We start from the raw sequence: 25,973 nt of genomic DNA, 5'->3' as shown, positions 1-25,973 counted from the left end.
ATGAACTATCAAAGAAGTAGTGCTTTGTTTGCTGAAGCAGAAAGCGTTATTCCTGGCGGTGTCAATTCTCCAGTACGCGCATTTAAAGCTGTAGGAGGGACACCAATTTTTATTGAAAAAGCTCAAGGTGCTTATTTGTATGACGCTGATGGCAACACATATATTGATTACATTAATTCCTGGGGACCTATGATATTGGGTCATGCTTACAAACCTGTAGTTGATGCTGTTGTGGAAAAAGCAAAAAAAGGTACATCATTTGGAACACCTACAGAAATAGAAACCAGAATTGCCGAGTTAGCTATATCCATGGTGCCCAATATTGATAAAATTCGTTTTGTCAATTCAGGGACAGAAGCTTGTATGAGTGCTGTGCGATTGGCTAGAGGGTTTACTGGAAAGGAAAAGATTATAAAATTTGCAGGATGTTATCACGGTCATAGTGATAGCTTTTTGATTCAAGCTGGAAGTGGTGCTGTAACTTTTGGAACACCAAATAGTCCGGGTGTGACCCAAGGCACTGCTAAAGATACCTTATTGGCTACATATAATGATATTGAAAATGTAAAGGACATTATTAATGCAAATAGGAATGAAATTGCATGTATTATTTTAGAGCCAGTTGCAGGCAACATGGGTTGCATTCCGCCAAAGAGCGGTTTTTTGGAAGATTTAAGAGCTTTATGTGATGCTAATGATATTCTTTTGGTATTTGATGAGGTTATGACTGGTTTTCGTTTGGCCAAAGGTGGTGCTCAAGAACGTTACAATATCAAGGCTGATATTGTTTGCTTCGGAAAGGTTATAGGCGGAGGTTTGCCAGTTGGCGCCTTTGCAGCAAGAAATGAAATTATGAATTATTTGGCTCCTGTAGGACCAGTTTATCAAGCAGGAACATTGAGTGGTAATCCGTTAGCAATGGCAGCCGGTTTGGCTATGCTTGAGGAATTAAATAAAGATAGTGACATTTACGATAGACTTGAAAATAAAACCAAATATCTACACGAAGGTATCCAAAAAGTATTGATAGAAAATAATATTACACATACTATCAATAGGGTAGGTTCAATGATTTCTGTACATTTTTCAGATATCGAAATTGTAGATTTTCAATCATCAGCAACTGGAAATAATGAAAGTTTTAAAAAGTTCTTTCACGGTATGTTGAATGAAGGGGTTTATATAGCACCAAGTGCGTTTGAGACATGGTTTGTTACTGAAGCCTTAACTTATGACGATTTAGATAAAACTATTGAAGCGGTTAACACGGTTAGTAAAAGTTTATAAATAAAAATGGGCAATTCCAATAATAGAATTGCCCATTTTAACTAACTAACCAATTAAACTAATTCAAATATTAATCGTTCTTTTTGTGCATTTTTTTCTTTTGATAGGCACGACCTCTTTCTCCTCGTTTAGACATCATTTCTTCCCATTTAGCATATTGTTTTTCGTCTAGAGTATCTTTCATTTTTTGCTTCATGGCAATTTGCATGTCTAGCATATCATTTTTCATTTTCAATTTGTCTTCTTTTGACATTTCTTGATCATCACTTTTTTTCGCCATCTGTTTTTTAGCCTCAATCATGGCTTTTCTGTCAGTGGCATTCTGGAGATTCAATGCCATAACTTTTTGTTGCTGGGCTTCATTCAAATCTAAATGTAAAGTCATTTTTTTTGTCTGAAGTTCGGCTATTTGTTCTGGTGTGTAGTCGTTCATGCGCTCCATTTTCTCGCCCTTTTTGTTTCCTTCTCTTATGTGCTGTGCGGAAACTTGTAGTGTTACTAAAGCCAACGCAATTAAAAATAGTTTTTTCATTTTATACCGTTTTTTGTTAATGTACTGCTTTGACTATGAAACTTGATTTAAGTTTAATCCTTCATGGTATTTTAACCTGATATTAACATTATGACTACTCACAACAGTATTCATTATTGATTTTCATATATTGTAAGAACGTAATTTCTATAAAATGACATATTGGTGGTCCATCATAATAATTGTAATTATAGCTTATGTAGTTATAAGTTTAGCATTGTATTTTCTTCAGGACTACATGTTGTTTAAGCCAGAGAAATTACCAAAAGATTTTCAGTTTTACTATGAAAATCAAGACATTGAGGAGTTTAATATGGAAACCAGAGATGGCGCTGAACTTAATGGTGTTTTGTTTAAATCAAAAGAAAAACCACGTGGCATTGTTTTATACCTCAAAGGAAATTCAAAAAGCATAAAAGGCTGGGGTAAATTTGCAGTAGATTTTACCAGACATGGGTTTAATGTCTTTATGGTTGATTACAGAGGGTTTGGTAAAAGTACCGGAAGACGATCGCAGAAAGCAATAAAAAGAGACTTACAAGTAATCTATAATAAACTCAAAGAGCTTGTGCCTGAAAAATATATTATTCTTTATGGTCGCTCATTGGGTTCTGGTTTTGCTACAAAGTTAGCTTCTATGAATCACCCTAGAATGCTCATTCTTGATGCGCCTTATTATAGTTTAACCAAAGTTACAGCACGATATGCACCATTTATGCCATTTTCATTATTAATGAAATATCCATTACCTACCTATAAATGGTTGAAGTATGTTCAATGCCCAATACATATAATTCACGGTACCAATGATAAGCTCATACCTTATAAAACCAGTGTAAAGTTGTCTAAAATTAATCCCAAATTGACCAAATTACATACAGTAATTGGAGGTGGCCATAAAAATCTCAATAATTTTGAATCCTATCATGTAATGTTAGATGAAATCCTCAATACAAAACCTAAAGAATTAGATTTAGAAACAACCAGCATTAATGTCATACACACATCAAAAAAGTCAAAAAAGTAAAGTCAAAAAAATCCTACTGATAATTCTTGGACTATATGTGATGATAGGAGCCTTACTATATATGTTTCAGGAAAAGCTAATTTTTTTACCAACGGCTCTAGATCAGAATTATACCTATAATTTCAAAAGAGATTTTGAAGAAATTTTTCTGAATACAGACGATGAAACCATAATCAACGCTATTCATTTTAAAGCAAAGCAGCCCAAAGGGGTGATACTTTATTTCCATGGTAATGCAAGTGATTTGAGCCGATGGGGAGCAACAGCTCAATATTTCACGCAATATAATTACGACGTTTTTGTTATAGATTACAGAACCTACGGAAAGAGTACTGGACCGTTAAATGAAAAAGCCTTTTATCATGACGCACAGTTTTGTTATGATTATTTAAGAGAGAATTATGAGGAGCAAGATATTGTGCTGTATGGTCGTTCATTAGGAACAGGAGTTGCAACCTATTTAGCCTCTGAAAATACTCCAAAAAACCTCATTTTAGAAACACCTTATTATAGTTTGGTAGATGTGGCTCAAAGACGGTTTCCTATATTTCCAGTTAGACAATTAATGCGCTATGAGTTTCCTTCTTTTAAGTTTATGAAAAAAGTAAACTGTCCTGTTTTAATTCTTCATGGCACCAATGATCAGGTTGTGCCACTTGCTTCAGGAAAGAAGCTTCGTGACATTTCAAACCCTGAACAGACTATTTTTGTAGAAGTAGAAGGTGCTAATCATAACAACCTTATTGATTATGAAGCGTACCATGAAGCTATAAAAAATCAACTACAATAAATATTAAAATTCTTAACGTATCGCGTTGTGATTCTTAATTAAAATATAAAGTATTGATTTTTAGTGTTAAAGATTTCAAAAGTTATGTAACAATTTCAGTAAAATTTTGTCACTTCATGTAAACAATTAAATCTTTACCAAAATGAAACTTGTATTTTTAATGAGCAGCTTGATACTTGCAGCAAGTACAGTTGTGACCGATTCCCCAAATGAAGAACCTGACGATTTATCGTCATATAAAACAGAATCTGTTTTAAGTGAAAAAGCGCACCTTGAAACTCTATTATTTCACAATCCCGATGCAGAACCTATTGCCATTGAGGATATTCACGTGTTAGAATTAGAAGAGGAGGTTTGTTATGGTTTTGATACCAGTAAATATTTGCCATCTAATTTCAATCCATTAAAAGGAAAGCATGATTTGGATTGGAGCAAAATTGATTTGGTAGAGCTTGATGAGGAAGTTAATCTTGGTTTTGATACTAAAGATTATTTGCCAAAAGGCTTTAACCCATACAAGGGCATGTATAAACATGCGAGATGTAATAAATAGAAAAATAATTTTATGAAAAAGGTAGAAAAGTAAAACCCTTGATTTAATTAAATCAAGGGTTTGTTTTTATTCTAACGTACTTAAGTAAGAACGTATTAAAGCATAGCCTTCATCGTGAACCATGGTGGTGCCAATTAGCGGCATGGTATAAGGCGGATTAAAAGTTTCCATTCTGGTATCTATTTCATCTTTAGACTCAAAAATATAAGAATCTTCAAATGGTGTTTCATAGGTTAAACGCAACAAGGTTTGGAACTGACAAAACCCACCATCTGAATGACAATGCGCACAGTTTACATCAAAATAAGCTCTTGCACGTTGCTCTAAAGTATAGGAGTCATCTTCCCAATTAGGTAAAACAGTAACCGTATTCGGGTCAGTCAAATTGCTCAAATGTCCAGCATCAATAAAATCTTGTAATTGATTATCAAAGTTCATAGTTCGTAACTTTGGACCAATTGGTGTTACAATATTTTCGTTATTATGACAGTCAAAACACTGGTTGGCTGATGGAATAACATAATTCACGTTTTGTGTATTACCAGACGCATTAATATAAGTTACAGGAACGGTACCAGTGGTGTTATCCAACACGGCATCAGTTTGAGCTTCGTTCCATTTGTAGTTTCCTAATTCCCATTCGCCAGCAACTTTTATTAATATGCGCGTTTCAATAAGTTTTTTTCCTAATGATTCATTACGCTCATCATTGAAGTAATAGAATGATTTTGCAATAACGGTGTTGTCTGGAAAATCAGGAAAGCCATTGTCAACATAATCCATAGTTGTTCCTGGCGGCAAAGCAATTACACGATGCTTGTATGCATAATCTGTAAACAGTGGTGTGTTTAAGTCATATACAAAAGCATATGGGCTAGGGGTTAGATTTTCTAGGTCACCAGTAAATAAATTCAACTCCGAAAGGTTTGGCATAAATTGAGGTACTACCAAAGGTGCAGCAGTTGTAACCGTAAATGTATTGGTGTACATACTTGTGTTGGTACTACTGCAATTAGATTTTATATAAACATCATAGCTTGTATTGGCTGTTAAGCCTGAAAGCATTATGCTATTTTCATTAGTGTTTGAAGTTGTTCCTGAACCTATAGTAAAACCAGATAAACCAAATTCAACAGTGTAAGAACTAGCATTGTTATCATTCCATGATATGGTAGCACTTTCAAAGGTGACAGCACTAGCTGAAACATTGGTGGGTTTTGCACATTGCGGAACCGTTACATCATCATCACTAGAACAAGACATAACCAAAAACAGCATACACGCTGCAAATAAATAGGATTTCATGAGAGACTCGAATTTTTTCTGACTGTGAAAATAACAATTTTCATTCAATCAAAATAAAAAAAATCGGTAAAAATCTGATTCACAAGTTCTAGCGGTTGTGAACCAGATTTTTTAATAGCGTATGTAATGATGCTATGATACGTTTTAACAATTATTCACTCTTATGAACCTCCAATTCAATTTCAATCATAAATTCTGGAATTGCCAATTCCTTTACACCAAGCCAAGATCCTGTAGGGAAATGGTTTTTATAAATTTCAGAGCGATAAGCTGCATTTTCAAGAAATAAAGGCATATTGGTTGTGAAAATATTTTCAACGACAACATCATCAAATGTACAACCGTAATGCTTTAGAATTTTTTCCAAATCGGCATAGCAGTTTTTCATTTGTTGTCCCAAATCACCAATGGCTGTTGGATTTCCTTCATTATCCATACTTACAGCACCAGAAACTTTAATGGCATTACCAATTTTTACAGCGTGTGAATAACCATATGCTTTTTCCACTTCTGGTCTTAGCGAAAAGTATTCGGGTTTTTCAGGTTCAACAACTATTTCTTTTTCCACTTCTTTAGTTTCCTCGTTTTGTTTTTGTTCACAACTTTGGATTCCAAAAACCAAAGTAAAAAGTAATGTGAATAAAGTTAATTGGTAAGTTTGTGTTTTCATAAATTAGATTGTTAATTGCCTACTATGGTCGGTTTTCGGCTATCCCGTTTATTTTGAGTGTTTTTTTTAGTTGTTGTTATTTTTTTATCTCTTGCTCAACTAGCACAATGGTTGAATCAACTTTAGTTAATATGTCGGTTAATTGCTGGGACAAAAGCTGATTATTGAGTCTTGCCAATGTAAATCCGTTTTTAATACGTTTACTTTTGAGTGCTATTTCAACATCTTCTCTTGATAATTCAATTTTCGCATTTGGTTCTAAAAATGCTTTAAGACCATTTTCGTAATCAATAAAATCTCCAAATGGTTTATAAAAATAATCAGTATAATCATGATACAAATGATTTCTGAGTTCAAACATCTGGTTGTAATTATAATCTATTTGAAGTAATAACTGCTTAACGTTTTCATTTGTTAAAGTTGAAAGTTTGCCAGAATTAATAAGTTCTTTAAAAGTAACTAAACTTGGATTATGTGTTTCCCACATAAGGACATTTGTCCAGTGAAAATAATAGCGGTTAAGACTATCTACTTTTTTTGTATGATAGTAGCTTTCCATAATCGTTGCAGACTCTGTTTTGGATTGCCTTCTGTCAATTATCTTAATTAATTCTGATTTGTCTTGTTTTAAGTCTGATAAAATATTTTCAAGATGAGTAATTTCTTCAGATCTTTTGTCATTTTTATTTTTGACAGTATTAATTTGTAATGCAATCAAAATTCCAATCACTACAAGAACTATTTCGCCAATGGCATATTTAAAATACTTTCCAGTTTTGCCTTCTGAAAGTAATTGCTGCCTAATGTGTCTAAAGAATTTTATCATATGCTATTTCCAGAGAAAGCGGGAATCTTATTGATTATTCATAATGAGTGCCTAAAATCTATCTCAACAATTTTATATACATAGTTTAGGTGTTGTTATAACTATTTTTTTCCTGTTTATAAACGCTTTTAGTGTTGTTGGTTTCTTTCCTGTAATTCTATTAAAGTTATCTGAAATATCAGGTTCTTTTTGAAATCTTGGTAAGAAGTGAAGCATTGTCATAACAAAAGCAAATTCACTTTTAACGCCACTTTTTTTCTTTTTGAAGTAGAAACTAATTGGGTTAATACTTTTAAAATTGAATTTAGTCCCTATTATTTCGCTCATTAATTCTGTCACTTCTTGAAAATTTTTGTTTTCCAATCCTGTAATGTCGTAGGCTTTATTTTGATATTTATCAAATGATTTTATTAATACGGCTGATACTTCTCCAATATTTTTTACATCTATCCAATTGAATTTTGCCTGTCCTGAAGGAAGCGTAATGGTTTGGTTTTTTTGTAGTTCAGGTAGTAATGTAGTTGTTAAGTTTTGCATAAAGTAGCTAGGACGCACAAAAATGTATTTGAAACCAATAGACTTAATTAACCGCTCAATTTTATTATGAGGAATAGCTTTGCTTTTCTCTGCACCTTGTACCGAAAGAAAAACCACTTTCTCAATGCCATTATTTTTCCCTGATTGTAATAAAGGCTGAAAATATTTATCGACCTCTGAAATGTGTGGTGGCCGAAGCAAGAATAAAATGTCAACATCTTTAAATGCAGCATCAAAAGAGTTTTGCTTCCCAATGTCAAATAACCTGTAGGATAAATTGGATAGATAGGAAAACTTTATCTTTGCACCTTCCACATTTCTGACAGCTACAATTAATTCAGATTTATTGTCCAATTCAGAAAGGTAGTGAACTACTTCTGTCCCAATATTTCCTGTTGCTCCAGTTATAAGTATGCGATTCATTTTTTATAATGACTCAAGTTGCAGGTTAGATATAGTGCTGATTGGAGATTGAAAAGATAATAAATTCTATATGAATAAAGTGAGAAAAAGATTTTGTAAAGTCTAACGGAATTTTTTTTAAACAGGTGAGTACAAGTAATTACTTACTCGCTTGCAGGACAGGTAGGTCACTGTTAACAACTGGCTTTTCACACTGTTATTTACGCTATCTGTCATTCAATCCCATGCCATTAAGAATTTTATCAGTACATTTTTCAATTCTCGATTCTCGAGTTTTAGATTGCTTGGCTTGCGAAAAATGTAGAAGATAGCCTCTTTGCCGTCCTGGTGTCAAGTTATAGAAGGCAGTTTCCAATTCAGTATTGTTTTTAAATGCTATTTTAAGTTCTTCAGGCATTTCAAATTCTGAAGTCTTTTTCATTTTTACTTCTAATCCTGCCTTTTCCACTTCAATAGCTTCAAAAATATAGGCTTTTATAATAGGCTGTAAATCTATTATTTCTTTTAAATTGGTAAACCGAATCTGTCTAGCCGCTTGAACATTTTCAGTTTGCTGAATTAAGATATTATTAGTGTCTTTAAGCAATACCCCTTTATGAAATAGCAATGCGCAATAATTTTTAAACCCATGAATTAAAACAATATTGTTTTTATTAAAAGTATAACAAGGAACTCCCCATTTTAATGCTTCAACCAAAGTGCAATCGAGTACGATCTCTCTTAACTTTTGATACTCTGTTTTCCAAGTCGTATCTTTTTCAAAAAACCAATCTACCTTTGGATTCATAGTTTAACATTTAGTGTTGGTGATAATTAAGCCCAGCGTGTGTGGCAATGTATTCATTCAATTTAGTTTCAATAATCTTAATTAATTCGTCAAAATTACAATCCAGCGAGTTTGATGAAATGCTTAAAGGAGTTCTAAACTTTTTATCATTCATTCTCATCCAAAATCGTTTAAACCTATTTGCTTTATTAATATAATCTTTAGGATTTTTTACATAGATTAAAAGGAATTTCGTACTTCTAATCTGTATAATATCAAATCCTTTAATATCTTCCCATTTGATTAGTTGTCCACCTACAGCACTTGAATTATCTAAAATCCCTATTGAATTAATTGTAAGACCAGGTTTAAAATCAAATAATTTTGATAAACCATATACAGCTGTCATTCCAAAAAAAACAATTGTGATTAAGCTGATAGTTTGAGCTAATATTGTATTAGAAGTAATCTTAAGACCAACAGATTTTCCAATCCAAACTCCTAGACACACAAATACAATTGATCCAAGTGTCAAAAGAACTATTTTAGGCTTACTAAGTTTTATTATGTTTTCTTGTGAATTAGGATTCATAATCTGTTGCCCAACGTGTTTGTATATGGTTTGTTGCGTGGTTAAGCACGTAATTTAGCAAATAAAAACCGAATAGAAAATCCGCGAGGATTTTCGTAAGTAGGCTAGAACCAAGCAATAAATTATATACGGTGTTGTGGTTAGTTTTTTTCAGTTATTGGAATTCCATAAGAACCATTTTCAGATGTTGATTTTGAGTAAGATTTTCGGTTTTTTAAATCCATAATCAGAAAATCAATTCCGTTTAGTTTTATACTTATTTCGTTTCCGTTCCAATCAATTTCTATGTCCTTATTTTCAATTTCTCGTTGGATAGAGAATTCATTCGAATACCTTTTCATTAATGGCGCAGAAATAGCGTTATTGATATAGTTTTTTATTTCTTTACTTGACTCAACAAGAGTTCCACGAGAACATATAAATCCGTCAAATTCAATTCCGATACTTTCCTCCGAATGTTTCAAGACATAAGCCCAAACAGAATGGTCATCTCCTTCTACAATGACCTCTCGATTTTGTTCTTCATTTATTTTTGATAAATAGATTTCGTTCATTTTAGACTTCTTGATTTGTTTTACCATAAATGTGGTTTTGCAAAATAAATCCAACTACACCATAAAGTCCATAGGCAACTGAATAAAATTCCGATTATGAAAAATACCATTCGGAACCTTTTAATTCCGACTCTGTTTTTCAGGTAATACCAGTCAAATAATTCCAATAAAATTCCTAGTGAATAAAAAATATTTGCTCCAATTCCCCAAATCAAAATTCCGATTGTGTCGTCTACTGTCCAAGAGTATTCTCCTCTTGAAAGTCCATCGTAAATTCCAAAAATTCCGAAAAGTCCAACAGCAACATTATAAATCCATCTTTTGGATTCCCACCATTTTATGTTCGATTTTAATTGTTCTATCGTCATTTTCTTAAATTAACCACAACATGTGTATAACACTACTAGTAGTGTTATATTTATTATACATACACCAAATAAGTGTGCTTTTACATGCAAAATTGGGTGTAATTGTTTACTAGTGAGTTTATACCACTACCCAAATCTAATCATTTTATACCACTAAAACCACAGGTGGTTATGTGTAATTTTTGGTTAATATTTCCTTAAGGTCTGTGTGAGGTTTTATTCAGGTCTCCTTAAGGTCTCCTTCAGGTCAAGCCGTGAAAATTCTTACAATTTTGAGTCCTAAAAAATATTATGTTTGTGTCATGCATAAAACTCTGTTAAATCACATTCCACCAAAAGCGGTAAATCAAGTCATAAGCTTGTTAAATCATGACCAACTTACCGTAAAGGTTAAAAGCGAACGTAAAACGCGGCATGGCGATTATAGAAATCTCCCAAACGGAAAACACCAAATAACCATTAATGCTAACCTAAACACCTATAGGTTTTTAATAACGCTTATTCATGAAATAGCGCACTTTGAAGCTTATAAATCCTTTGGAAAAAACATAAAACCACATGGCAAAGAGTGGAAGCACACCTTTCAACGCCTTATGCTTCCGTTTCTAAATCCACAAGTGTTTCCAATGGCTCTATTGCCACTTTTGGCTAAACATTTTAAAAATCCCAAAGCATCTAGTGATACTGATACCGCTTTAGCTTGGGCATTAAAACAGTTTGATCAACCCAATGATAAAACCTTTGTGTTTGAAGTACCTTTGGGACAAAACTTTAAGTTATACAATGGTAAAGTCTTTAAAAAAGGTGAAAAACGTGTAAAACGCTATGAATGTGTTGAGGTTGCATCAGGAAAATTGTATCTTTTCAACCCAAATGCAGAAGTAGAATTAGTTAATTAATTATGAATAAAAACTATTATGCCATACTCATGGCAGGAGGTGTAGGATCGCGTTTTTGGCCTATAAGCACGCAGGAATTTCCCAAGCAATTTCATGACATGCTGGGAACAGGAGATACGTTGATACAAAAAACCTTTAACAGGCTTGCCAACGTTATTCCAAAAGAAAACATTTTTATACTCACTAATGCGCGTTATAACCAGTTGGTTTTAGAGCAGTTACCCGATGTTACACAGCGTCAGGTAGTTCTGGAACCAGCCATGCGCAATACGGCACCTTGTATTTTGTATGCCTCGCTTAAAATACAAAAAGAAAACCCAAATGCTCTTATGCTTGTAGCGCCAAGTGACCATTGGATAGAAGACGAAAAAGCCTTTGAACAAAATGTTAGAGACGCTTTTAATTTTTGCTCACAAAACAATGCCCTTATGACCTTGGGTATCCAGCCAACGTTCCCAAATACAGGTTATGGTTATATAGAATATGATAAAAACGAGCGTGCAGCCATAAAGCCGGTAGCACAGTTTCGTGAAAAGCCAGACTATCAAACGGCCAAGCAATTTATAGCGCAAGGTAATTTCTTGTGGAATGCTGGTATTTTTATGTGGAGTGTAAAAAGCGTGATTGAAGCCTTTATGAATAATCAACCAGAATTGTTTGAGTTGTTTAAACAGGGTATAGCTGCATATAACACAGCTATGGAGGAAGATTTCATTAAAGAGAATTATGCCAAGGCCGAAAACATATCAGTAGATTACGCCATTATGGAGACCTCTAAAAATGTCTATGTCCTTCCCGCTACATTTGATTGGAATGATTTGGGAACATGGGGAAGTCTTTATGATAAATTGGATAAAGACGCTAATAATAATGCCGTAGTAAATGCCCAAACTCTTATTGAGGACGCAAGGGGAAATGTGATACGTACACCTAAAAACAAGGTGGTGATCATTGATGGTATTGATGATTATATAATTGTTGACAAAAAAGAAGTTTTGCTTATCTTTCCTAAAGCAAAAGAACAAGATATTAAAAAGGTACTCCAAAGCGTAAAAGATAAGTTTGGAGACAATCTAGGATAGTATATGGAAGAAAATAAATTTAATTTTTCTGATGAAGAAAAAGCGCACGCTGAAGATGGTAATGCTTCAAGAGATGCTGCAGTAGAGGAATCAAAAAAAGCCGTTAAGAAAGATGCTAAAGGGCTTTTTCAAAACATTAAAAAATTTCTGGTTGAGTTACTGGATTTTAGAGAAGATACGGATAGAGATGAGACTATTGAAGCCATAAAAAAAGATATTTCTTTTAAAGGTGCTACCGCTTGGATTTTGGTCTGTTCTATTTTTGTGGCATCCATAGGTTTAAATGCCAATTCCACGGCTGTTGTTATTGGTGCCATGTTAATTTCGCCGCTTATGGGACCTATTTTGGGTATTGGTCTTTCCGTGGCAGTTAATGATATTGATACCATGCGTAAGTCACTCATTAATCTGGCAATCATGATTGTATTGAGTTTACTCACAGCGTTTTTATTCTTTTGGTTATTCCCATTAAGTGAAGATACCTCCGAATTATTGGGTCGTGTAAAACCAGATATTCGTGATGTGCTTATTGCCTTTTTTGGTGGTTCAGCATTAATAATTGCAAAAACAAAAAAGGGGACTATTGCTTCAGTTATATTCGGTGTGGCAATCGCCACAGCCTTAATGCCACCTCTGTGTACAGCTGGTTATGGTTTGGCTAAAGCCAATTGGCCTTACTTTTTTGGTGCTATGTACCTCTTTATAATCAATACTATTTTTATAGCTCTAGCAACATTTATAGTTGTAAAAGCCTTGCGCTTCCCCATGCTTAAATATGCTAATTCCAAAAAGCGTAAGCGAATTGCCAGAATAGCCTCTTTTCTTGCCATTATAGTAATGGTGCCTGCCGTGTGGACTTTTTGGAATGTACTTAAAGAGAGTAACTTTGAAACAGCTGCAAAAAGCTTTATTGATAATGAATTGAAAGCCTTGCCACAGTTTGAATATATTAAGAAGAACGCCAATTATAGTTTTAATGATGGCAATTCGTTTATTTCGTTCAACACTTATGGCCTTGATGAAATTCCTGAAACAACAATAAACTTGCTTAAAAATAGAAAAGCGTCCTATCCAGCCTTATTAGATACAAGAATTGTTTTTAACCAAAACCGCGTTGAGCAATTTGATAATTTAAAATATATGGAACAATTGCGTTATCGAGACTCCATTGATTTAATTAACCAAACGCAAAAAATAGCTTATCTGGAAGATAGAGAAAAAAAGTTAGCCGCATTGGAAGAAAAAATGATTCCGTTTGACCAGGTTGTAAAAGAAGTACAAATCAATTATGACGCGTTGGAAAGTTTTAGTTATGCCAATGAAATATCGTCTGATTTTAAAAAATCAGACACACTATCTGTTTTTACTGTAAAATGGGATAAATCTAAAATTAAGGAAGCCAATATTCCATCAGAAACTGATAAGTTAGGTCGTTGGTTAAAGGTGAAATTGAGTTTAGATACCTTGGCCATCAGACGAAAAAACTAAAATGGTAACGCTTTTAAGAAAAATACGTCGAAACCTTTTGTCTCAAAACCGTTTTAATAAATACATGCTTTATGCCATTGGTGAAATCATACTAGTGGTCATTGGTATTTTAATTGCTCTACAAATAAACGATTGGAATGATCAGAATAAAAAGTCAGATTTAGAGATAAAAATATTAAAAGAGATAAATACTAACTTAAGTTTCGATCTAGAAGAAATTCGCGAGGACATTTCATTAATGGATAGTATTGAATTTGCAGCTATTGATATTGTTGATTATATAAGTAATCATGAAATACCATCTGAAAAGTTTAATTATAACGTAGCCAAAATGAAAGTCGCGCCACATTTTAATCCAAATAAAAGCGGTTATGAATTATTAAGTTCAAAAGGTGTCGAAATAGTAGTTAATGATAGTTTACGTATAGCTATTTCAGATTTATATGAGTCTTATTATCCTTATTATAATCAATATGAGAAAGAGCGAATAATGTTTAAATCAAACCTGATTCAGCCATATTTCTTAAAATATTTTAGTTGGATGAGTGATTTAGATAAATATTTTCTAACGACTTTAAATTGTACTCAAGACGATTATTTAAAATTGAAAAACAATGACTCATTCATTAAATTAATTAGAGCTATTGATTTTGAAAATAAGTTTGTTAGACTGCGCGCAAAAACTATGGAAGAAAAAATAATTAATCTGAAAAGGCAAATATCCGAAGCGTTGAAAAATAATTAAAAAAAACCAGCTATTCCCTTTCTTCTATATACATCTGTCTGACTTTCTTGAATAATTCTGAAGAATAAACAAAGTTTGTTACAGCTTCATTGTCTGTTTTAAAAATAGTCTTGTTGGAACCTTCCCAAGCTTTATGACCATCTTTTAAAAACACAATTTTTTGACCAATTTCCATAACCGAATTCATATCATGTGAATTGATAATGGTCGTAATATTATATTCCTCTGTTATTTCTTGTATCAGGTTGTCAATCACAATAGCGGTTTTGGGGTCCAAACCAGAATTGGGTTCGTCGCAAAACAAATATTTAGGACGGTTTACTATAGCTCGCGCAATGGCAACACGTTTTTGCATACCACCAGATGCTTCACTAGGCTTTTTGTTATGAGCATCTTCTAGGTTTACACGCTTTAAAACAAAGTTTACACGATCTTGCATTTCACTTTTACTCTGCTTAGTAAACATGCGTAAAGGAAACATAACATTCTCAGCTATTGTCATACTGTCAAACAAAGCGCTTCCTTGAAAGACCATGCCCATTTCGGCACGTAAATCACGTTTTTGATCATCAGATAAATCCGAATAAGCTTTACCATCATAGGATATGGTGCCCTTTTCTGGACTAAACAAACCTAATAAGCATTTTAAAAAGACCGTTTTACCTGAACCACTTTGTCCAATAACCAAGCTGGTCTTACCTTTTTCAAACGATGTGGATATACCTTTTAAAATATGTGCTTCTCCAAACGACTTATGTACATCTTTTACTTCTATCATGAGCTCAATAGCATTTGGGTTAATATATAATTTAAAAGAATAATCATCACACTCGTCCAAACAAAGGATGTTGTACTGGCTTTACCAACTTCCAATGCACCACCTTTCATATAGTAGCCGTAATAAGATGGAATAGTAGCTAGGAGGAAGGCAAAAACAAAAGTCTTAATAAAAGCATAAGTAATGTGAAAAGGAATAAAATCCATTTGAACACCCATAATATAATCTTCCAATGTGCTAAAACCGCCATATATACAAGCCGCCATACCGCCTAAAATACCTAAAAACATAGCAATTGAAATCACAAAAGGATATAACATCATGGCTACAAATTTGGGAAATACAAGGTAATTAATAGTATTAATTCCCATAACCTCGAGGGCATCAATTTGCTCGGTAACACGCATGGTACCAATACTAGAAGTAATAAATGAACCCACTTTTCCAGCCATAATGATGGAAATAAAGGTAGGAGCAAACTCCAAAATCACCGATTGTCTGGTTGCAAAACCAACTAGATATTTTGGTATTAGAGGGTTACTGATGTTTAAGGCCGTCTGTATGGTTACTACACCACCAACAAAAAAGGAAATAAAAGCTACAATGCCCAATGACCCCATGATTAAATCATCAATATCTTTAAAAATTAATGTTTTCATAACCGACCATTTGGTAGGCTTACGAAACATTTCTTTAATCATTAAAAAATAAACGCCAATATTATGCAGGTACGTCATAGACTATTTTGTTCATGCTAAAATAAAAAACTAAAATGTATTTAACCGTAATTTTAAATAGCGATGTTTAAAAATGACTATTTTTGGCTTTTAATTGATTAGTAGAAATGAAAAAAACCTATTTGTTGTTATTTTTTGGAGCATTATTTTTTTCCTGCAAAGCCCAAAATTTAGATATTAAAGCTCAAAATGAAGAAAATGAAAATTCAAAACCAAAATTAGTTGTTGGAATTGTGGTTGATCAGATGCGTTATGATTACCTAACACGATTTGCAAACAGATATGGTGAAGGTGGTTTTAAAAGAATGATGCGTGAAGGTTACAACTGTAAAAACAATCACTTCAATTACATACCAACCAAAACAGGTCCAGGACATGCAACAATTTTCACTGGGACAACACCTAAATACCATGGTATTATTGGTAATAATTGGTTTGATAAAAATTTAAATACCCAAGTTAATTGTGTTCAGGATGATACAGTAGATGCGTTAGGTACTTCAAGTAATGATGGGAAAAAATCACCTGCAAGATTATTGAATACTACATTTGCTGATGAAAATAGATTATTTACACAATTGCGTGGAAAGACTATTGGGATTTCTATTAAGCATCGTGGCGCAATATTGCCTGCTGGTCACACGGCCAATGCAGCCTATTGGCTTGATTATGATCATAATGGTAATGGTAATTGGATAAGTAGTACATTTTATATGAACACATTGCCCAAATGGGTCGATGATTTTAATAAATCGGATATTACTGAATCTTATTTTAAGGTATGGAATACCTTATATGATATTACAACTTACACTGAAAGTGGCAGTGATTTAAACACATTCGAAAGACTGTTTAAAGGCAAAGAAACTGCTACATTTCCTTATGATTTAGAACTTTTAAAAACTCAAAATGGTAATTTTAAAATTATAACTGAATCACCTTTTGGAAATAGTTTAACTACAGATTTTGCAATAGAGGCCATTAAAGCCGAAGAACTTGGAAAAGATAGCATTACAGATGTTTTGACAATAAGCTATTCAAGTACCGATAAGGTTGGACATGATTTTGGACCTAATTCAGTTGAGGTTGAGGACACATATTTACGATTGGATTTGGATTTGGAGCGTTTGTTTTTAGTACTAGATGAGCAAGTTGGGGTAGGCGAGTATACGGTTTTTTTAACTTCTGACCACGCTGCTCCTAATGTGCCTAGTTATTTGAAATCGAATAAAATACCTTCAGGGCTTTTTGATGAAAGTAGCATGCGAAAGGAGTTGAATGATTATTTGTTGCAGAAATACAATTTAGATAATGTGATTTTAAGCAGAACTAATAATCAGCTGTTTTTAGATCACGAGAAACTTGAGGCAGTCAATCTTAATTTACAAGATGTGAAAGCAGAACTAGCCAAAAAGTTATTGAGTTATAATCTTATTGATAAGGTTTATATTACTTCTGAACTCAATCATTTTGAAGGACCTGATGGCTATTTAGAGAGTTTATTAAGAAACGGTCATAATCAAAAGCGATCGGGCGAAATATTGTTTGTTTACGAACCAGCCGTATTTAAGGATACTCCTTGGAATAGAACTGGAACTGATCACCATACCGGTTTAAATTATGATACTCACGTGCCACTGCTATTTTTTGGTAAGGGAATTCAAAATGGCAGTACAATAACCCGTACTGAAATTGTTGATATTGCACCCACTATTTCAGCGTTGTTGGAAATCAGTTTCCCAAATGGATCTATAGGAAAGCCTTTAGAGTTTGTGCTTAAGGATAATTAGGTAAATTACTTTCTATACAGAAAATAATTATTAACTAGATCAATGTAAGTTTGTTTGGCTTCATCTTGAGTGATGTCTTGAACCTGAAACAGTGCATTGGTTTTGAAAGCATTTATTATTGGCTTTCTACTACTTGGTCTTCCGTAGTTATTAGTGGCTTTTTTGTAATAAGCATAAAGTCTCAAAAGAAAATCTGCAGGAAATGGCTCTTTATGCGCATTAATTCTTTCAACGGCTTCGTTAAATGCAATATTTAATTCTTCGGAAGTCATTTTTCTGCTATAATACTTTCACCACCACGAACTTTTTCGTTCAATGTTACTTTGATTTTGGAGTCTAAAGGTAAAAATAAATCTACTCTTGACCCAAATTTAATAAAACCGGAATCCGCACCTTGGATGATGTTTTCGCCTTCTTTTGCATAGTTCACTATCCGTTTTGCCAAAGCACCTGCAATTTGCCTGTATAATATTTTGCCAAAACTATGGTTTTCTATGACAACAGTTGTGCGTTCATTTTCTTCACTGGCTTTAGGATGCCAAGCAACTAAGTATTTTCCAGGATGATATTTACTGTATAACACTTTTCCTCCCACAGGATAACGCGTCACATGCACATTAATAGGTGACATAAAGACACTAACCTGAATACATTTATCCTGAAAATATTCTTTTTCAAAAACTTCTTCTATCACAACAACTTTTCCGTCAACAGGTGATACGACATTGTCGTCATTGATATGAATAAATCGTTTAGGGTTTCTAAAAAATTGTAATATCAATATTAAAAACACCAATAATGTAACCATTATAAGTGTTTTTAGCCAATAGGCCAGATTAAAACTATCTGTAAGCAAGAATAAGCCCACTACAAAAATGAGTGTGATTAAAATGATTTTATGACCTTCTTTATGAAACATACTATATAATTTGTAGAAACAAATAAATAAATGGTGAGGCAAATATGATGCTGTCTAAACGGTCAAGTAATCCGCCATGACCTGGCATGATAATGCCACTATCTTTTACATTTGCTTGGCGTTTAAATTTGGATTCAATTAAATCTCCAAGCGTACCAAAAACACTGATGATAATAGCCAAAATAAGCCAGTGATTAAAATTTAAAGTTTTTGTAAAGGTAGCAATAAAATAGCTTGCTACACAAGCAAAAAATAAACCGCCTAAAAATCCTTCAACTGTTTTTTTGGGTGATATTTTGGAGAATAGTTTTTGTTTCCCAAAGTTTTTACCAACCAAAAAGGCAAAGGTATCATTGGTCCAAACTAATATGAAGGACCCAAGAAGTACCAATGGTTCAAAGGTGTGTTTGGGATTAGCTATCAGTATTAAAAACACAAAACTACTGGATAAGTAAAAGGTAGTTATAATAAAGCGTTTTGAGATAAATAAGGGTATAGTTTTTTCAGTAAACAAGTCTTTAATTAAAAAGAGTTGCACAAAAATGGTGATAACCTGTAAGATACGCGTGGCTTCGTCCAGGCCGTTGTTGGAGTTCATGAAAAACTGCCAATAACCAAACACTAAATATAGTACTGTAAATATTATAAAAGGAATTATAGATTTATAACCAATAAGTTTTTTAAACTCTGCCAGACATATTAAACCAAAAACATAGAATAATATGATTAATGCATGTTGGTTTAACAAAGAAACCATTAACAGGGAAATGTATAATAAACCAGTAAATGAGCGTGTTAAAATCTCTTTCATTTTATAAATCTTCTAATAGAAGCAAGTATAAATTTTTGGAACTACTACCATAGGTCATAAAATCTTTTTCTTCTACCGATTTAAAATGTTTGATAGTGGTAATATTTGTAGGTATTTTTTTTCTGTTTTTTGATTTGATACCACGAAGTCCTTCGCCAATATTGGCAGTAATTTGACTGGTTGTGGCAAAAACAATAAAATTATCTGGAAATTCCTTTAGCTTTTTTTCAGCAATTTGATTTGACGAAATTAACAGTGATCCATCATCGGCAATAAGATTTTCACAAGTTGTTAAAAAATACATGGCATCAGAAACTGATTGGGTTTTAGTCATATCAATATCACTAAAACGATCTTTAAGGTTTTTATCTAAAATAAATCCATTTTTATCCTGCCAGTCATTTTCAATTAGTATGTTTTCAAAACTCTCAAAAATTTCGCTTAAATTTTCACAATAGAGAAATTTACCGCCATTAGCCTTAAAGTTTATAGTAAACCTTTCGTCTATTGGTAGCTTTACCTCTGGCATGTATTTGCCTCTATCTTCTGATTTCAATTCTTCCTCTTTGCCTTCAGATTTGGAACCAAAAATTTTTCTAAACAGACTCATGTGTTAATTGCTATTAATCTGTGTGATTTAGGTGTTTTTCAAATATAAAAAATCTTAAACGAACCATTGGGTTAATTTAAGATTTTTAGTTAATGTTAACAGAAAAAAAGATATTATTCTTCTTCGTCCTTTACAACATCGTTTGGCTTTGCAATAACCTCGTTGGTTTTAAATAGACGCTCTCCGAATATTTTTTCAAGGTTGTCTTTAAAAATAACTTCTTTTTCAAGCAGTACTTCTGCTAGCTGGGTTAGTTTATCTTTATTGGCTTCTAACAGATTAACAGCACGTTGATATTGTTCTTCAATAATATCTGAAATTTCTTTGTCAATGAGTTCAGCTGTTTTTTCGCTGTAGGGTTTTGTAAAACCATATTCACTTTGACCAGATGAATCATAATAGGTAAGGTTTCCAACCTTATTACTCAACCCATAGATAGTTACCATAGCTCGTGCTTGTTTAGTCACTTTTTCCAAGTCACTTAAAGCTCCTGTTGAAATTTTATTGAATATCACTTTTTCAGCAGCACGACCACCTAAAGCAGCACACATTTCATCAAGCATTTGTTCTGGTCTTACAATAAGACGCTCTTCTGGCAAGTACCAAGCAGCACCAAGGGATCTTCCTCTTGGTACAATAGTTACTTTTACAAGTGGTGCAGCGTGCTCAAGCATCCAGCTAACGGTTGCATGACCAGCTTCATGATAAGCAACAGCCTTTTTCTCGTCTGGAGTAATTATCTTATTCTTCTTTTCAAGTCCACCAACAATTCTATCAACAGCGTCTAAAAAATCTTGCTTATCAACTTCCTTTTTGCCTTGTCTAGCAGCAATCAAAGCAGCTTCGTTACAAACATTTGCAATGTCGGCACCAGAAAAACCAGGTGTTTGTTTAGATAGAAAATCAATATCTAAATTTTTAGATTTTTTAAGAGGTCTTAGGTGAACTTCAAAAATTTCTTTACGCTCTCTTACATCTGGAAGGTCAACAAAAATTTGTCTGTCAAAACGACCAGCACGCATCAAGGCTTTATCTAGAATGTCAGCTCGGTTGGTTGCAGCCAATACAATGACGTTAGTATTGGTTCCAAAACCATCCATTTCAGTTAGAAGTTGATTGAGCGTGTTTTCACGTTCATCATTACTACCTGACATAGCATTTTTTCCTCTGGCGCGGCCAATGGCATCAATCTCGTCAATAAATATAATAGCGGGTGATTTTTCTTTAGCTTGTTTAAATAAGTCACGTACTCGCGACGCTCCAACACCAACAAACATTTCAACAAAATCTGAACCCGATAATGAAAAGAAAGGTACTTTAGCTTCACCTGCAACGGCTTTAGCTAAAAGTGTTTTACCTGTACCTGGAGGGCCTACTAGTAGGGCTCCTTTTGGTATCTTACCTCCTAATGAGGTGTATTTTTCAGGATTCTTTAAAAAGTCAACAATTTCTTGAACCTCTTCTTTTGCACCTTCCAAACCTGCAACATCTTTGAAAGAGGTTTTTACTTCGGTGTTTTGATCAAATAGTTTGGCTTTTGATTTTCCAATATTAAAAATCTGTCCACCAGCGCCACCGCCACCACCACCAGACATGCGTCTCATGATAAAAATCCAAACACCAATTAGTAAAATAAATGGAAGCAAACCAATTAAAAAGTCACCCCAAAGATTTTGTTCTGTTTTGTATTCTATTTTAGGTTTAGGATCTAAATTTTCCGAATTTACTATTTGAGCCATATCATCTTCAAAATTCTGAAGATCACCAAATTCAAACTTGTAATTTGGTAATTGGCTTGCAGTTGGTAAAAATGTAGTTGGTTTAGATTTTTTGTGTATATCCTTTTGTTCAGCTTCCTTTGTTAAGTAAACTTTAGCTTCGCGTCTATTTACGATTTCAACTTTCTCAATATCACCATCTCTTAAATAACTCATAAATTGAGAAGGTGTGGTAGGATTGGTTTCATTAAAGCTACTACCGCCTAGAATATTTACAACTAAAAAGATAGCTATGATTCCAGCATAAATCCAATAGGGACTGAATTTAGGTTTCTTATTATTTGATTTCTTATTATCTGTCATTAATTTCTTTAATAGTTTGTTTCAATTACAGTTGTCTTGGCATCGCCCCAAAGGCTTTCAATGTCGTAGTATTCACGAATATGTTTTTGAAAAACGTGAACAACAATGTTGACATAATCCATGAGTACCCATTCGGCATTATCTTCTCCTTCAATATGCCAAGGCTTATCCTTTAACTCTTTGCTTACTTTTTTTTGTATGGAATTAACAATGGCATTTACTTGGGTGTTGGACGTACCTTCACAAATAATGAAGTAGTCACAAACTGTATTCTCAATTTCCCGTAAATCTAGAATGTTTATTTCCTTTCCTTTTACATCTTCAATTCCGCCTAATATAGAAGTTATTAATTGGTCTGCATTAGAATGTTTTTTCGCCATTAACTTGATTTAATTTGTGCAAAGTTATTATTTTTTAGTTCTTTATAGTGTAAAAAAATCATAAGATTTTAGCCTCTTAAAATTACGCCACCAGAATGCATATAATCAAACTTGATGCCATTGATTCCACCAATTCATATTTACGGCAATTGAGTAGTACAAAACCGTTGAAGGATTATACCATTGTAATGAGTGATTATCAAACAAAAGGTAGGGGACAAGTTGGGACTAATTGGGAATCAGAATCAGGTAAAAACCTTATGGTTAGTATGTTTAAAGATGTTTCTTTTCTTGAATTAAAATCTCATTTTTATATCAGTATGGTTGTTTCTCTAGCCATAATTAAGACTCTTCAGCAATTTTCAATTACAAAATTAAGTATAAAATGGCCGAACGACATTTTGTCAGAAGATAAGAAGTTGTGCGGTGTTCTTATCGAAAATGTAGTGAAACAAGATCAATTAAGAGCCACAATAATTGGAATTGGATTAAATGTTAATCAAACACAATTTGATAATTTACCCAGAGCATCATCTTTAAAGTTGTTAAGTGGACAGCATTATGATATCAATGAGGTGCTATTTGGACTTATTACAAATATCAAGCATTATTTTAAAATTCTTAAAGCCAAAGCTTTCGATAAATTGAAAACTGAATATGAGTCTCATTTATTCAGAAAAGATAAACCCTCAACTTTTAGTGATACTGAAGGAAATCTCTTTTCAGGCTACATTAAGCAGGTGACAGATTCAGGATGCCTGCAATTGTTGTTAGAAGATAATGTTTTAGCAGAATTTAATCTAAAGGAAATTACACTCCTTTATTAAATAGAGCTAGGTATATTGGTTGAAAGGGTTTCAATAAATTTTGTAATAGGTCCCTTTATCATCATGGCCATCATGGGATTAAAATCACCATTAAATACCAATTGAACCTCACTTTTATCTGAATCTATTTCAGTAATGTTACCTACTAACGAAAAATCAATTTTTCCACCTGCAGCTCCAAGTACAATTTTGTTTGGAGATGTAGCTTCTTTTTTCTTTAAGATAATTTCAGGCATACCTTTCAAAGCAAAAAGAAATTTATCCTCATCTAAAACTTCAAATTTACTAATGTTTTCAGGCATGAGTTTTTCAAAGTTTTTAACATCGGAGAGAAAATTGAATACCTCTTGTGGTGATTTATTTACGATTGTTTTTGGAGATTCTAAATTCATGGTTTTTTATTTTTCTGTAAAGAAGATATCAATTAGCATTCCAATCTGAAGGATTGGCGTTCCAAGATGTTAAAATGTCTTGCTCTTTGCTGGAAATATAATTTGTATGAAGTGCTTGCTCTAAAAGTGATTCATAATCACTCAAAGTTAGAAGGTGCACATTTTCTTTTTCAAAGTTATCCTTTGCAACTTGAAAATCATACGAAAAAATAGCAACCATACCTTTAACGACACCTTTATTGGCTTTTATGGCCTTAACGGCATTCAAACTACTTTTTCCGGTACTTATCAAATCTTCAACAACCACTACATTTTGACCGCTTTCCAGATGTCCTTCTATTTGGTTTTTACGACCATGACTTTTGGCTTCAGGTCTAACATAAATAAAGGGTAAACCTAAATACTCAGCAACCAACATGCCTATACCAATAGCACCTGTTGCAACGCCTGCAATTACATCTGGTCGTCCATATTGTTTTTCAATTTGTTTGGCCATAGTTTCACGTATGTAATTACGTATATGTGGGTAAGATAATACTATACGATTATCACAATATATAGGGGATTTCCAACCTGAAGCCCATGTAAAAGGATCTTTTGGTTGAAGTTTAATTGCATTAATTTGAAGTAAAACTTCTGCGGTTTTTCTGGCGGTATGTTTATTGAAAATCATAGTCGCAAAATTACACTTTTTTAGTTAATGTAAGTTTTTAAAATTATTTTTTTAATTCTAGTGTGATCATATAAATTTTGATATTTTTACATGACACTAATACAACTATTGTTCATATGTACAAAGTTTTTGTTAATGATAAACCTATTATCTTAACGACAGAAGTTGAAAAAGAATCTGGTTTTAAAAACTATCTGCTAAAATCAGTAAATATTAGTAAAGTTATCAAAGAGTTAAACCGTTCTTCAATAAAAGAAGTAAGACTTATTCATGATGACAAAGATAAACTCCTTAAAAAATTTTTAAAAAAGCTTCCTAATGTTGTAGCAGGTGGAGGTAAGGTTTATAATAATAAAGAAGAAATACTTTTTATTTTCCGAAATGGGAAATGGGATCTTCCTAAAGGTAAAGTTGATGGTAAAGAAACTATTGAGGAGACTGCTATTCGGGAGGTTGAAGAGGAAACTAAAGTACGTGATTTAAAAATTGTAAAACCATTAGAAACTACCTATCATATTTTCAAACGTAATGGAAAATATAAAATTAAGATTACGCATTGGTTTGAGATGACTACAACTTACACTGGCAAATTAGAGCCTGAAGAAAACGAAGGTATTACCGAAGTAGCTTGGTTGAATCAATCGGAAATTAACAAAGCGCTTAAAAACAGCTATGCCAATATCAAATCTTTGATATAATCCCTTCCATATCCCTATCACTGAAGGGAATTTTTTTTGCTGATAGCTATAAATTGATAATCTGAGTTTTATTTAATTATATATGTTGTTGAAAATCAAACACGTACATATCTTTTTATTTTATTTGTACAAGAAAAAATATAAAAAGTTAGACATATAATATATTTTTGTCTATATTTGCGTAACAAACATTAGACAAAAATATTTAAAAGATGAAACAAAACATTACCTTTCGGATCCCCAAAACTACCATGCTACTTTTGTTTCTATTTTTATTTTCATTTCAATTCCATGCGCAACAATCTATTTCTTCGTTAAATAGAGATTGTGGAACAATTGAAAGTGTTCAATTCACAAATGGTTCTCAATCCATAAGTATTGAAGATGGAAACGTGTACGATTTAAGTGAACTACCTGCAAACTTCTATTTGAAATTAGATGTTCAAGGTAATTCAGAAAGCGCTCGAATTTCTGCTGAAAATTTAGAAACGAATGAACGAATCGCAATTATTGACAACTCTGAAGAATATACATTCCCAAATGGAGACACATCATGGAGTTTAGGAACTGGAACGTTCAAAGTAATGACAGCTATTCATGCTGGAGATAGAGGAAGAGGTAGAAACTGTGATCGTGCCATGTTTACAATTACTATTACTAATAATTGTTTTGCAGACGCAGGTACATTAACAGCCGATATGGATTCAGTAGAGTTAGTAAATGGTATGGCTACGTTATCAGCGACACCAGATGGCAACTCAAATGTACCAGCAGGATACAACACAGTTTATGTCTTAACACAAGGATCAGGATTAGTGATTGTTAATGCAGGT

General features: G+C 33.1%; 31 protein-coding genes. 12 read left to right on the top strand and 19 right to left on the bottom strand.

Translation table 11 applies throughout. The features are described 5' to 3' along the window. Nucleotides 1–1,287, top strand: coding sequence for a glutamate-1-semialdehyde 2,1-aminomutase (gene hemL, locus HGK31_RS00155; protein ID WP_191858003.1), 1,287 nt, complete (start codon nucleotides 1–3; stop codon nucleotides 1,285–1,287). A gap of 70 nt (nucleotides 1,288–1,357) precedes the next feature. On the opposite strand, the gene HGK31_RS00150 is transcribed toward hemL, so the two are convergent. Continuing rightward, nucleotides 1,358–1,819, bottom strand: coding sequence for a hypothetical protein (locus tag HGK31_RS00150; RefSeq protein WP_191858002.1), 462 nt, complete (start codon nucleotides 1,817–1,819; stop codon nucleotides 1,358–1,360). A gap of 154 nt (nucleotides 1,820–1,973) precedes the next feature. On the opposite strand from HGK31_RS00150, the gene HGK31_RS00145 reads away from it, so the two are divergent. From HGK31_RS00145 to HGK31_RS00135, 3 genes are all read left to right on the top strand, one after another. Then, a complete protein-coding gene (locus HGK31_RS00145) occupies nucleotides 1,974–2,846 on the top strand; it encodes an alpha/beta hydrolase (RefSeq protein WP_191858001.1) in 873 nt (290 codons plus the stop codon). After that, entirely contained in the window at nucleotides 2,812–3,636 is an 825-nt protein-coding gene (locus HGK31_RS00140) for an alpha/beta hydrolase (protein WP_191858000.1), read from the top strand. The genes HGK31_RS00145 and HGK31_RS00140 overlap by 35 nt, the downstream gene beginning before the upstream one ends. A 142-nt stretch (nucleotides 3,637–3,778) precedes the next feature. Beyond that, a complete protein-coding gene (locus HGK31_RS00135) occupies nucleotides 3,779–4,189 on the top strand; it encodes a hypothetical protein (protein ID WP_191857999.1) in 411 nt (136 codons plus the stop codon). A 66-nt stretch (nucleotides 4,190–4,255) separates the two neighbouring features. Here the strand turns inward: HGK31_RS00135 and HGK31_RS00130 are convergent, their stop codons facing one another. From HGK31_RS00130 to HGK31_RS00095, 8 genes are all read right to left on the bottom strand, one after another. After that, nucleotides 4,256–5,494: a fibronectin type III domain-containing protein gene (locus tag HGK31_RS00130; RefSeq protein ID WP_233450930.1), complete on the bottom strand. Its 1,239-nt coding sequence runs from the start codon at nucleotides 5,492–5,494 to the stop codon at nucleotides 4,256–4,258. Between the two features lie 151 nt (nucleotides 5,495–5,645). Next, nucleotides 5,646–6,164 (bottom strand): RidA family protein, encoded by a 519-nt coding sequence (locus HGK31_RS00125; protein ID WP_191857998.1) that lies wholly within the window; start codon nucleotides 6,162–6,164, stop codon nucleotides 5,646–5,648. A gap of 76 nt (nucleotides 6,165–6,240) precedes the next feature. Next, nucleotides 6,241–6,990 carry a DUF6090 family protein gene (locus HGK31_RS00120; protein WP_191857997.1) on the bottom strand — a complete coding sequence of 250 codons (750 nt, stop codon included), beginning with the start codon at nucleotides 6,988–6,990 and terminating at the stop codon, nucleotides 6,241–6,243. Nucleotides 6,991–7,062: 72 nt separating this feature from the next. Continuing rightward, a complete protein-coding gene (locus tag HGK31_RS00115) occupies nucleotides 7,063–7,950 on the bottom strand; it encodes an NmrA family NAD(P)-binding protein (RefSeq protein WP_191857996.1) in 888 nt (295 codons plus the stop codon). Nucleotides 7,951–8,155: 205 nt separating this feature from the next. Further along, nucleotides 8,156–8,737 carry a YdeI/OmpD-associated family protein gene (locus HGK31_RS00110; protein WP_191857995.1) on the bottom strand — a complete coding sequence of 194 codons (582 nt, stop codon included), beginning with the start codon at nucleotides 8,735–8,737 and terminating at the stop codon, nucleotides 8,156–8,158. Between the two features lie 10 nt (nucleotides 8,738–8,747). Then, on the bottom strand, nucleotides 8,748–9,308 hold the full coding sequence (locus HGK31_RS00105) for an STM3941 family protein (protein ID WP_191857994.1): 561 nt from the start codon (nucleotides 9,306–9,308) through the stop codon (nucleotides 8,748–8,750). Between the two features lie 140 nt (nucleotides 9,309–9,448). Continuing rightward, a complete protein-coding gene (locus HGK31_RS00100; RefSeq protein WP_233450928.1) occupies nucleotides 9,449–9,889 on the bottom strand; it encodes a hypothetical protein in 441 nt (146 codons plus the stop codon). Continuing rightward, entirely contained in the window at nucleotides 9,883–10,230 is a 348-nt protein-coding gene (locus HGK31_RS00095; protein WP_191857993.1) for a hypothetical protein, read from the bottom strand. Before HGK31_RS00095 ends, HGK31_RS00100 begins: the two co-directional genes overlap by 7 nt. Nucleotides 10,231–10,532: 302 nt before the next feature. On the opposite strand from HGK31_RS00095, the gene HGK31_RS00090 reads away from it, so the two are divergent. The 4 genes from HGK31_RS00090 to HGK31_RS00075 are packed head-to-tail and all read left to right on the top strand — an operon-like array spanning nucleotide 10,533 to nucleotide 14,444. Continuing rightward, nucleotides 10,533–11,129, top strand: a complete 597-nt coding sequence (locus tag HGK31_RS00090; RefSeq protein ID WP_191858867.1) for a SprT-like domain-containing protein — start codon at nucleotides 10,533–10,535, stop codon at nucleotides 11,127–11,129. Between the two features lie 2 nt (nucleotides 11,130–11,131). Further along, nucleotides 11,132–12,211: a mannose-1-phosphate guanylyltransferase gene (locus HGK31_RS00085; RefSeq protein WP_191857992.1), complete on the top strand. Its 1,080-nt coding sequence runs from the start codon at nucleotides 11,132–11,134 to the stop codon at nucleotides 12,209–12,211. Nucleotides 12,212–12,214: 3 nt separating this feature from the next. Beyond that, on the top strand, nucleotides 12,215–13,699 hold the full coding sequence (locus HGK31_RS00080; protein ID WP_104734568.1) for a DUF389 domain-containing protein: 1,485 nt from the start codon (nucleotides 12,215–12,217) through the stop codon (nucleotides 13,697–13,699). Nucleotide 13,700: 1 nt separating this feature from the next. Next, a complete protein-coding gene (locus tag HGK31_RS00075) occupies nucleotides 13,701–14,444 on the top strand; it encodes a DUF6090 family protein (RefSeq protein ID WP_191857991.1) in 744 nt (247 codons plus the stop codon). 10 nt (nucleotides 14,445–14,454) lie between these two features. Here the strand turns inward: HGK31_RS00075 and HGK31_RS00070 are convergent, their stop codons facing one another. Together HGK31_RS00070 and HGK31_RS00065 are read right to left on the bottom strand one after the other, a co-directional pair. Then, a complete protein-coding gene (locus HGK31_RS00070; protein WP_191857990.1) occupies nucleotides 14,455–15,222 on the bottom strand; it encodes an ABC transporter ATP-binding protein in 768 nt (255 codons plus the stop codon). Further along, nucleotides 15,219–15,959 carry an MlaE family ABC transporter permease gene (locus tag HGK31_RS00065; RefSeq protein WP_104734565.1) on the bottom strand — a complete coding sequence of 247 codons (741 nt, stop codon included), beginning with the start codon at nucleotides 15,957–15,959 and terminating at the stop codon, nucleotides 15,219–15,221. The genes HGK31_RS00070 and HGK31_RS00065 overlap by 4 nt, the downstream gene beginning before the upstream one ends. A gap of 107 nt (nucleotides 15,960–16,066) precedes the next feature. Here HGK31_RS00065 and pafA point away from each other — a divergent pair, with 107 nt between their 5' ends. Further along, nucleotides 16,067–17,749: an alkaline phosphatase PafA gene (gene pafA / locus HGK31_RS00060; RefSeq protein ID WP_191857989.1), complete on the top strand. Its 1,683-nt coding sequence runs from the start codon at nucleotides 16,067–16,069 to the stop codon at nucleotides 17,747–17,749. A gap of 5 nt (nucleotides 17,750–17,754) precedes the next feature. Here the strand turns inward: pafA and HGK31_RS00055 are convergent, their stop codons facing one another. From HGK31_RS00055 to rsfS, 6 genes are all read right to left on the bottom strand, one after another. Beyond that, nucleotides 17,755–18,021 (bottom strand): acyl-CoA-binding protein, encoded by a 267-nt coding sequence (locus HGK31_RS00055; RefSeq protein ID WP_104734563.1) that lies wholly within the window; start codon nucleotides 18,019–18,021, stop codon nucleotides 17,755–17,757. Further along, nucleotides 18,018–18,668 carry a phosphatidylserine decarboxylase family protein gene (locus tag HGK31_RS00050; RefSeq protein WP_191857988.1) on the bottom strand — a complete coding sequence of 217 codons (651 nt, stop codon included), beginning with the start codon at nucleotides 18,666–18,668 and terminating at the stop codon, nucleotides 18,018–18,020. The genes HGK31_RS00055 and HGK31_RS00050 overlap by 4 nt, the downstream gene beginning before the upstream one ends. 1 nt (nucleotide 18,669) lies before the next feature. Then, nucleotides 18,670–19,479: a phosphatidate cytidylyltransferase gene (locus HGK31_RS00045; protein WP_191857987.1), complete on the bottom strand. Its 810-nt coding sequence runs from the start codon at nucleotides 19,477–19,479 to the stop codon at nucleotides 18,670–18,672. 1 nt (nucleotide 19,480) lies between these two features. Next, complete coding sequence (locus HGK31_RS00040; protein ID WP_104734560.1) at nucleotides 19,481–20,089, bottom strand: LUD domain-containing protein; 609 nt, start codon at nucleotides 20,087–20,089, stop codon at nucleotides 19,481–19,483. A 113-nt stretch (nucleotides 20,090–20,202) separates the two neighbouring features. Next, nucleotides 20,203–22,170, bottom strand: coding sequence for an ATP-dependent zinc metalloprotease FtsH (gene ftsH, locus HGK31_RS00035; protein WP_191857986.1), 1,968 nt, complete (start codon nucleotides 22,168–22,170; stop codon nucleotides 20,203–20,205). Nucleotides 22,171–22,178: 8 nt separating this feature from the next. After that, the gene (rsfS, locus tag HGK31_RS00030; RefSeq protein ID WP_104734558.1) at nucleotides 22,179–22,550 is read right to left on the bottom strand and encodes a ribosome silencing factor; all 372 of its coding nucleotides are present in this window, start codon (nucleotides 22,548–22,550) and stop codon (nucleotides 22,179–22,181) included. 95 nt (nucleotides 22,551–22,645) lie between these two features. Between rsfS and HGK31_RS00025 the strand changes: the two genes are divergently transcribed. Then, a complete protein-coding gene (locus HGK31_RS00025) occupies nucleotides 22,646–23,377 on the top strand; it encodes a biotin--[acetyl-CoA-carboxylase] ligase (protein ID WP_191857985.1) in 732 nt (243 codons plus the stop codon). Here HGK31_RS00025 and HGK31_RS00020 read toward each other — a convergent pair. Next, complete coding sequence (locus HGK31_RS00020) at nucleotides 23,374–23,769, bottom strand: SRPBCC family protein (RefSeq protein ID WP_104734556.1); 396 nt, start codon at nucleotides 23,767–23,769, stop codon at nucleotides 23,374–23,376. The two genes, HGK31_RS00025 and HGK31_RS00020, sit on opposite strands and share 4 nt — an antisense overlap. 28 nt (nucleotides 23,770–23,797) lie before the next feature. Further along, entirely contained in the window at nucleotides 23,798–24,442 is a 645-nt protein-coding gene (gene pyrE / locus HGK31_RS00015) for an orotate phosphoribosyltransferase (protein ID WP_191857984.1), read from the bottom strand. A 116-nt stretch (nucleotides 24,443–24,558) separates the two neighbouring features. Here pyrE and HGK31_RS00010 point away from each other — a divergent pair, with 116 nt between their 5' ends. Further along, nucleotides 24,559–25,140 (top strand): NUDIX hydrolase, encoded by a 582-nt coding sequence (locus HGK31_RS00010; protein ID WP_191857983.1) that lies wholly within the window; start codon nucleotides 24,559–24,561, stop codon nucleotides 25,138–25,140. A gap of 212 nt (nucleotides 25,141–25,352) precedes the next feature. After that, the coding region (locus HGK31_RS00005; protein WP_191857982.1) for a hypothetical protein at nucleotides 25,353–25,973 on the top strand (621 nt) is incomplete at its 3' end.

This window comes from Hanstruepera ponticola (assembly GCF_012931685.1).
Classification (GTDB): domain Bacteria; phylum Bacteroidota; class Bacteroidia; order Flavobacteriales; family Flavobacteriaceae; genus Hanstruepera; species Hanstruepera ponticola.
The sequence above is the reverse complement of the archived record's forward strand: the minus strand, read 5'-3'. Positions and strand labels throughout refer to the sequence as shown.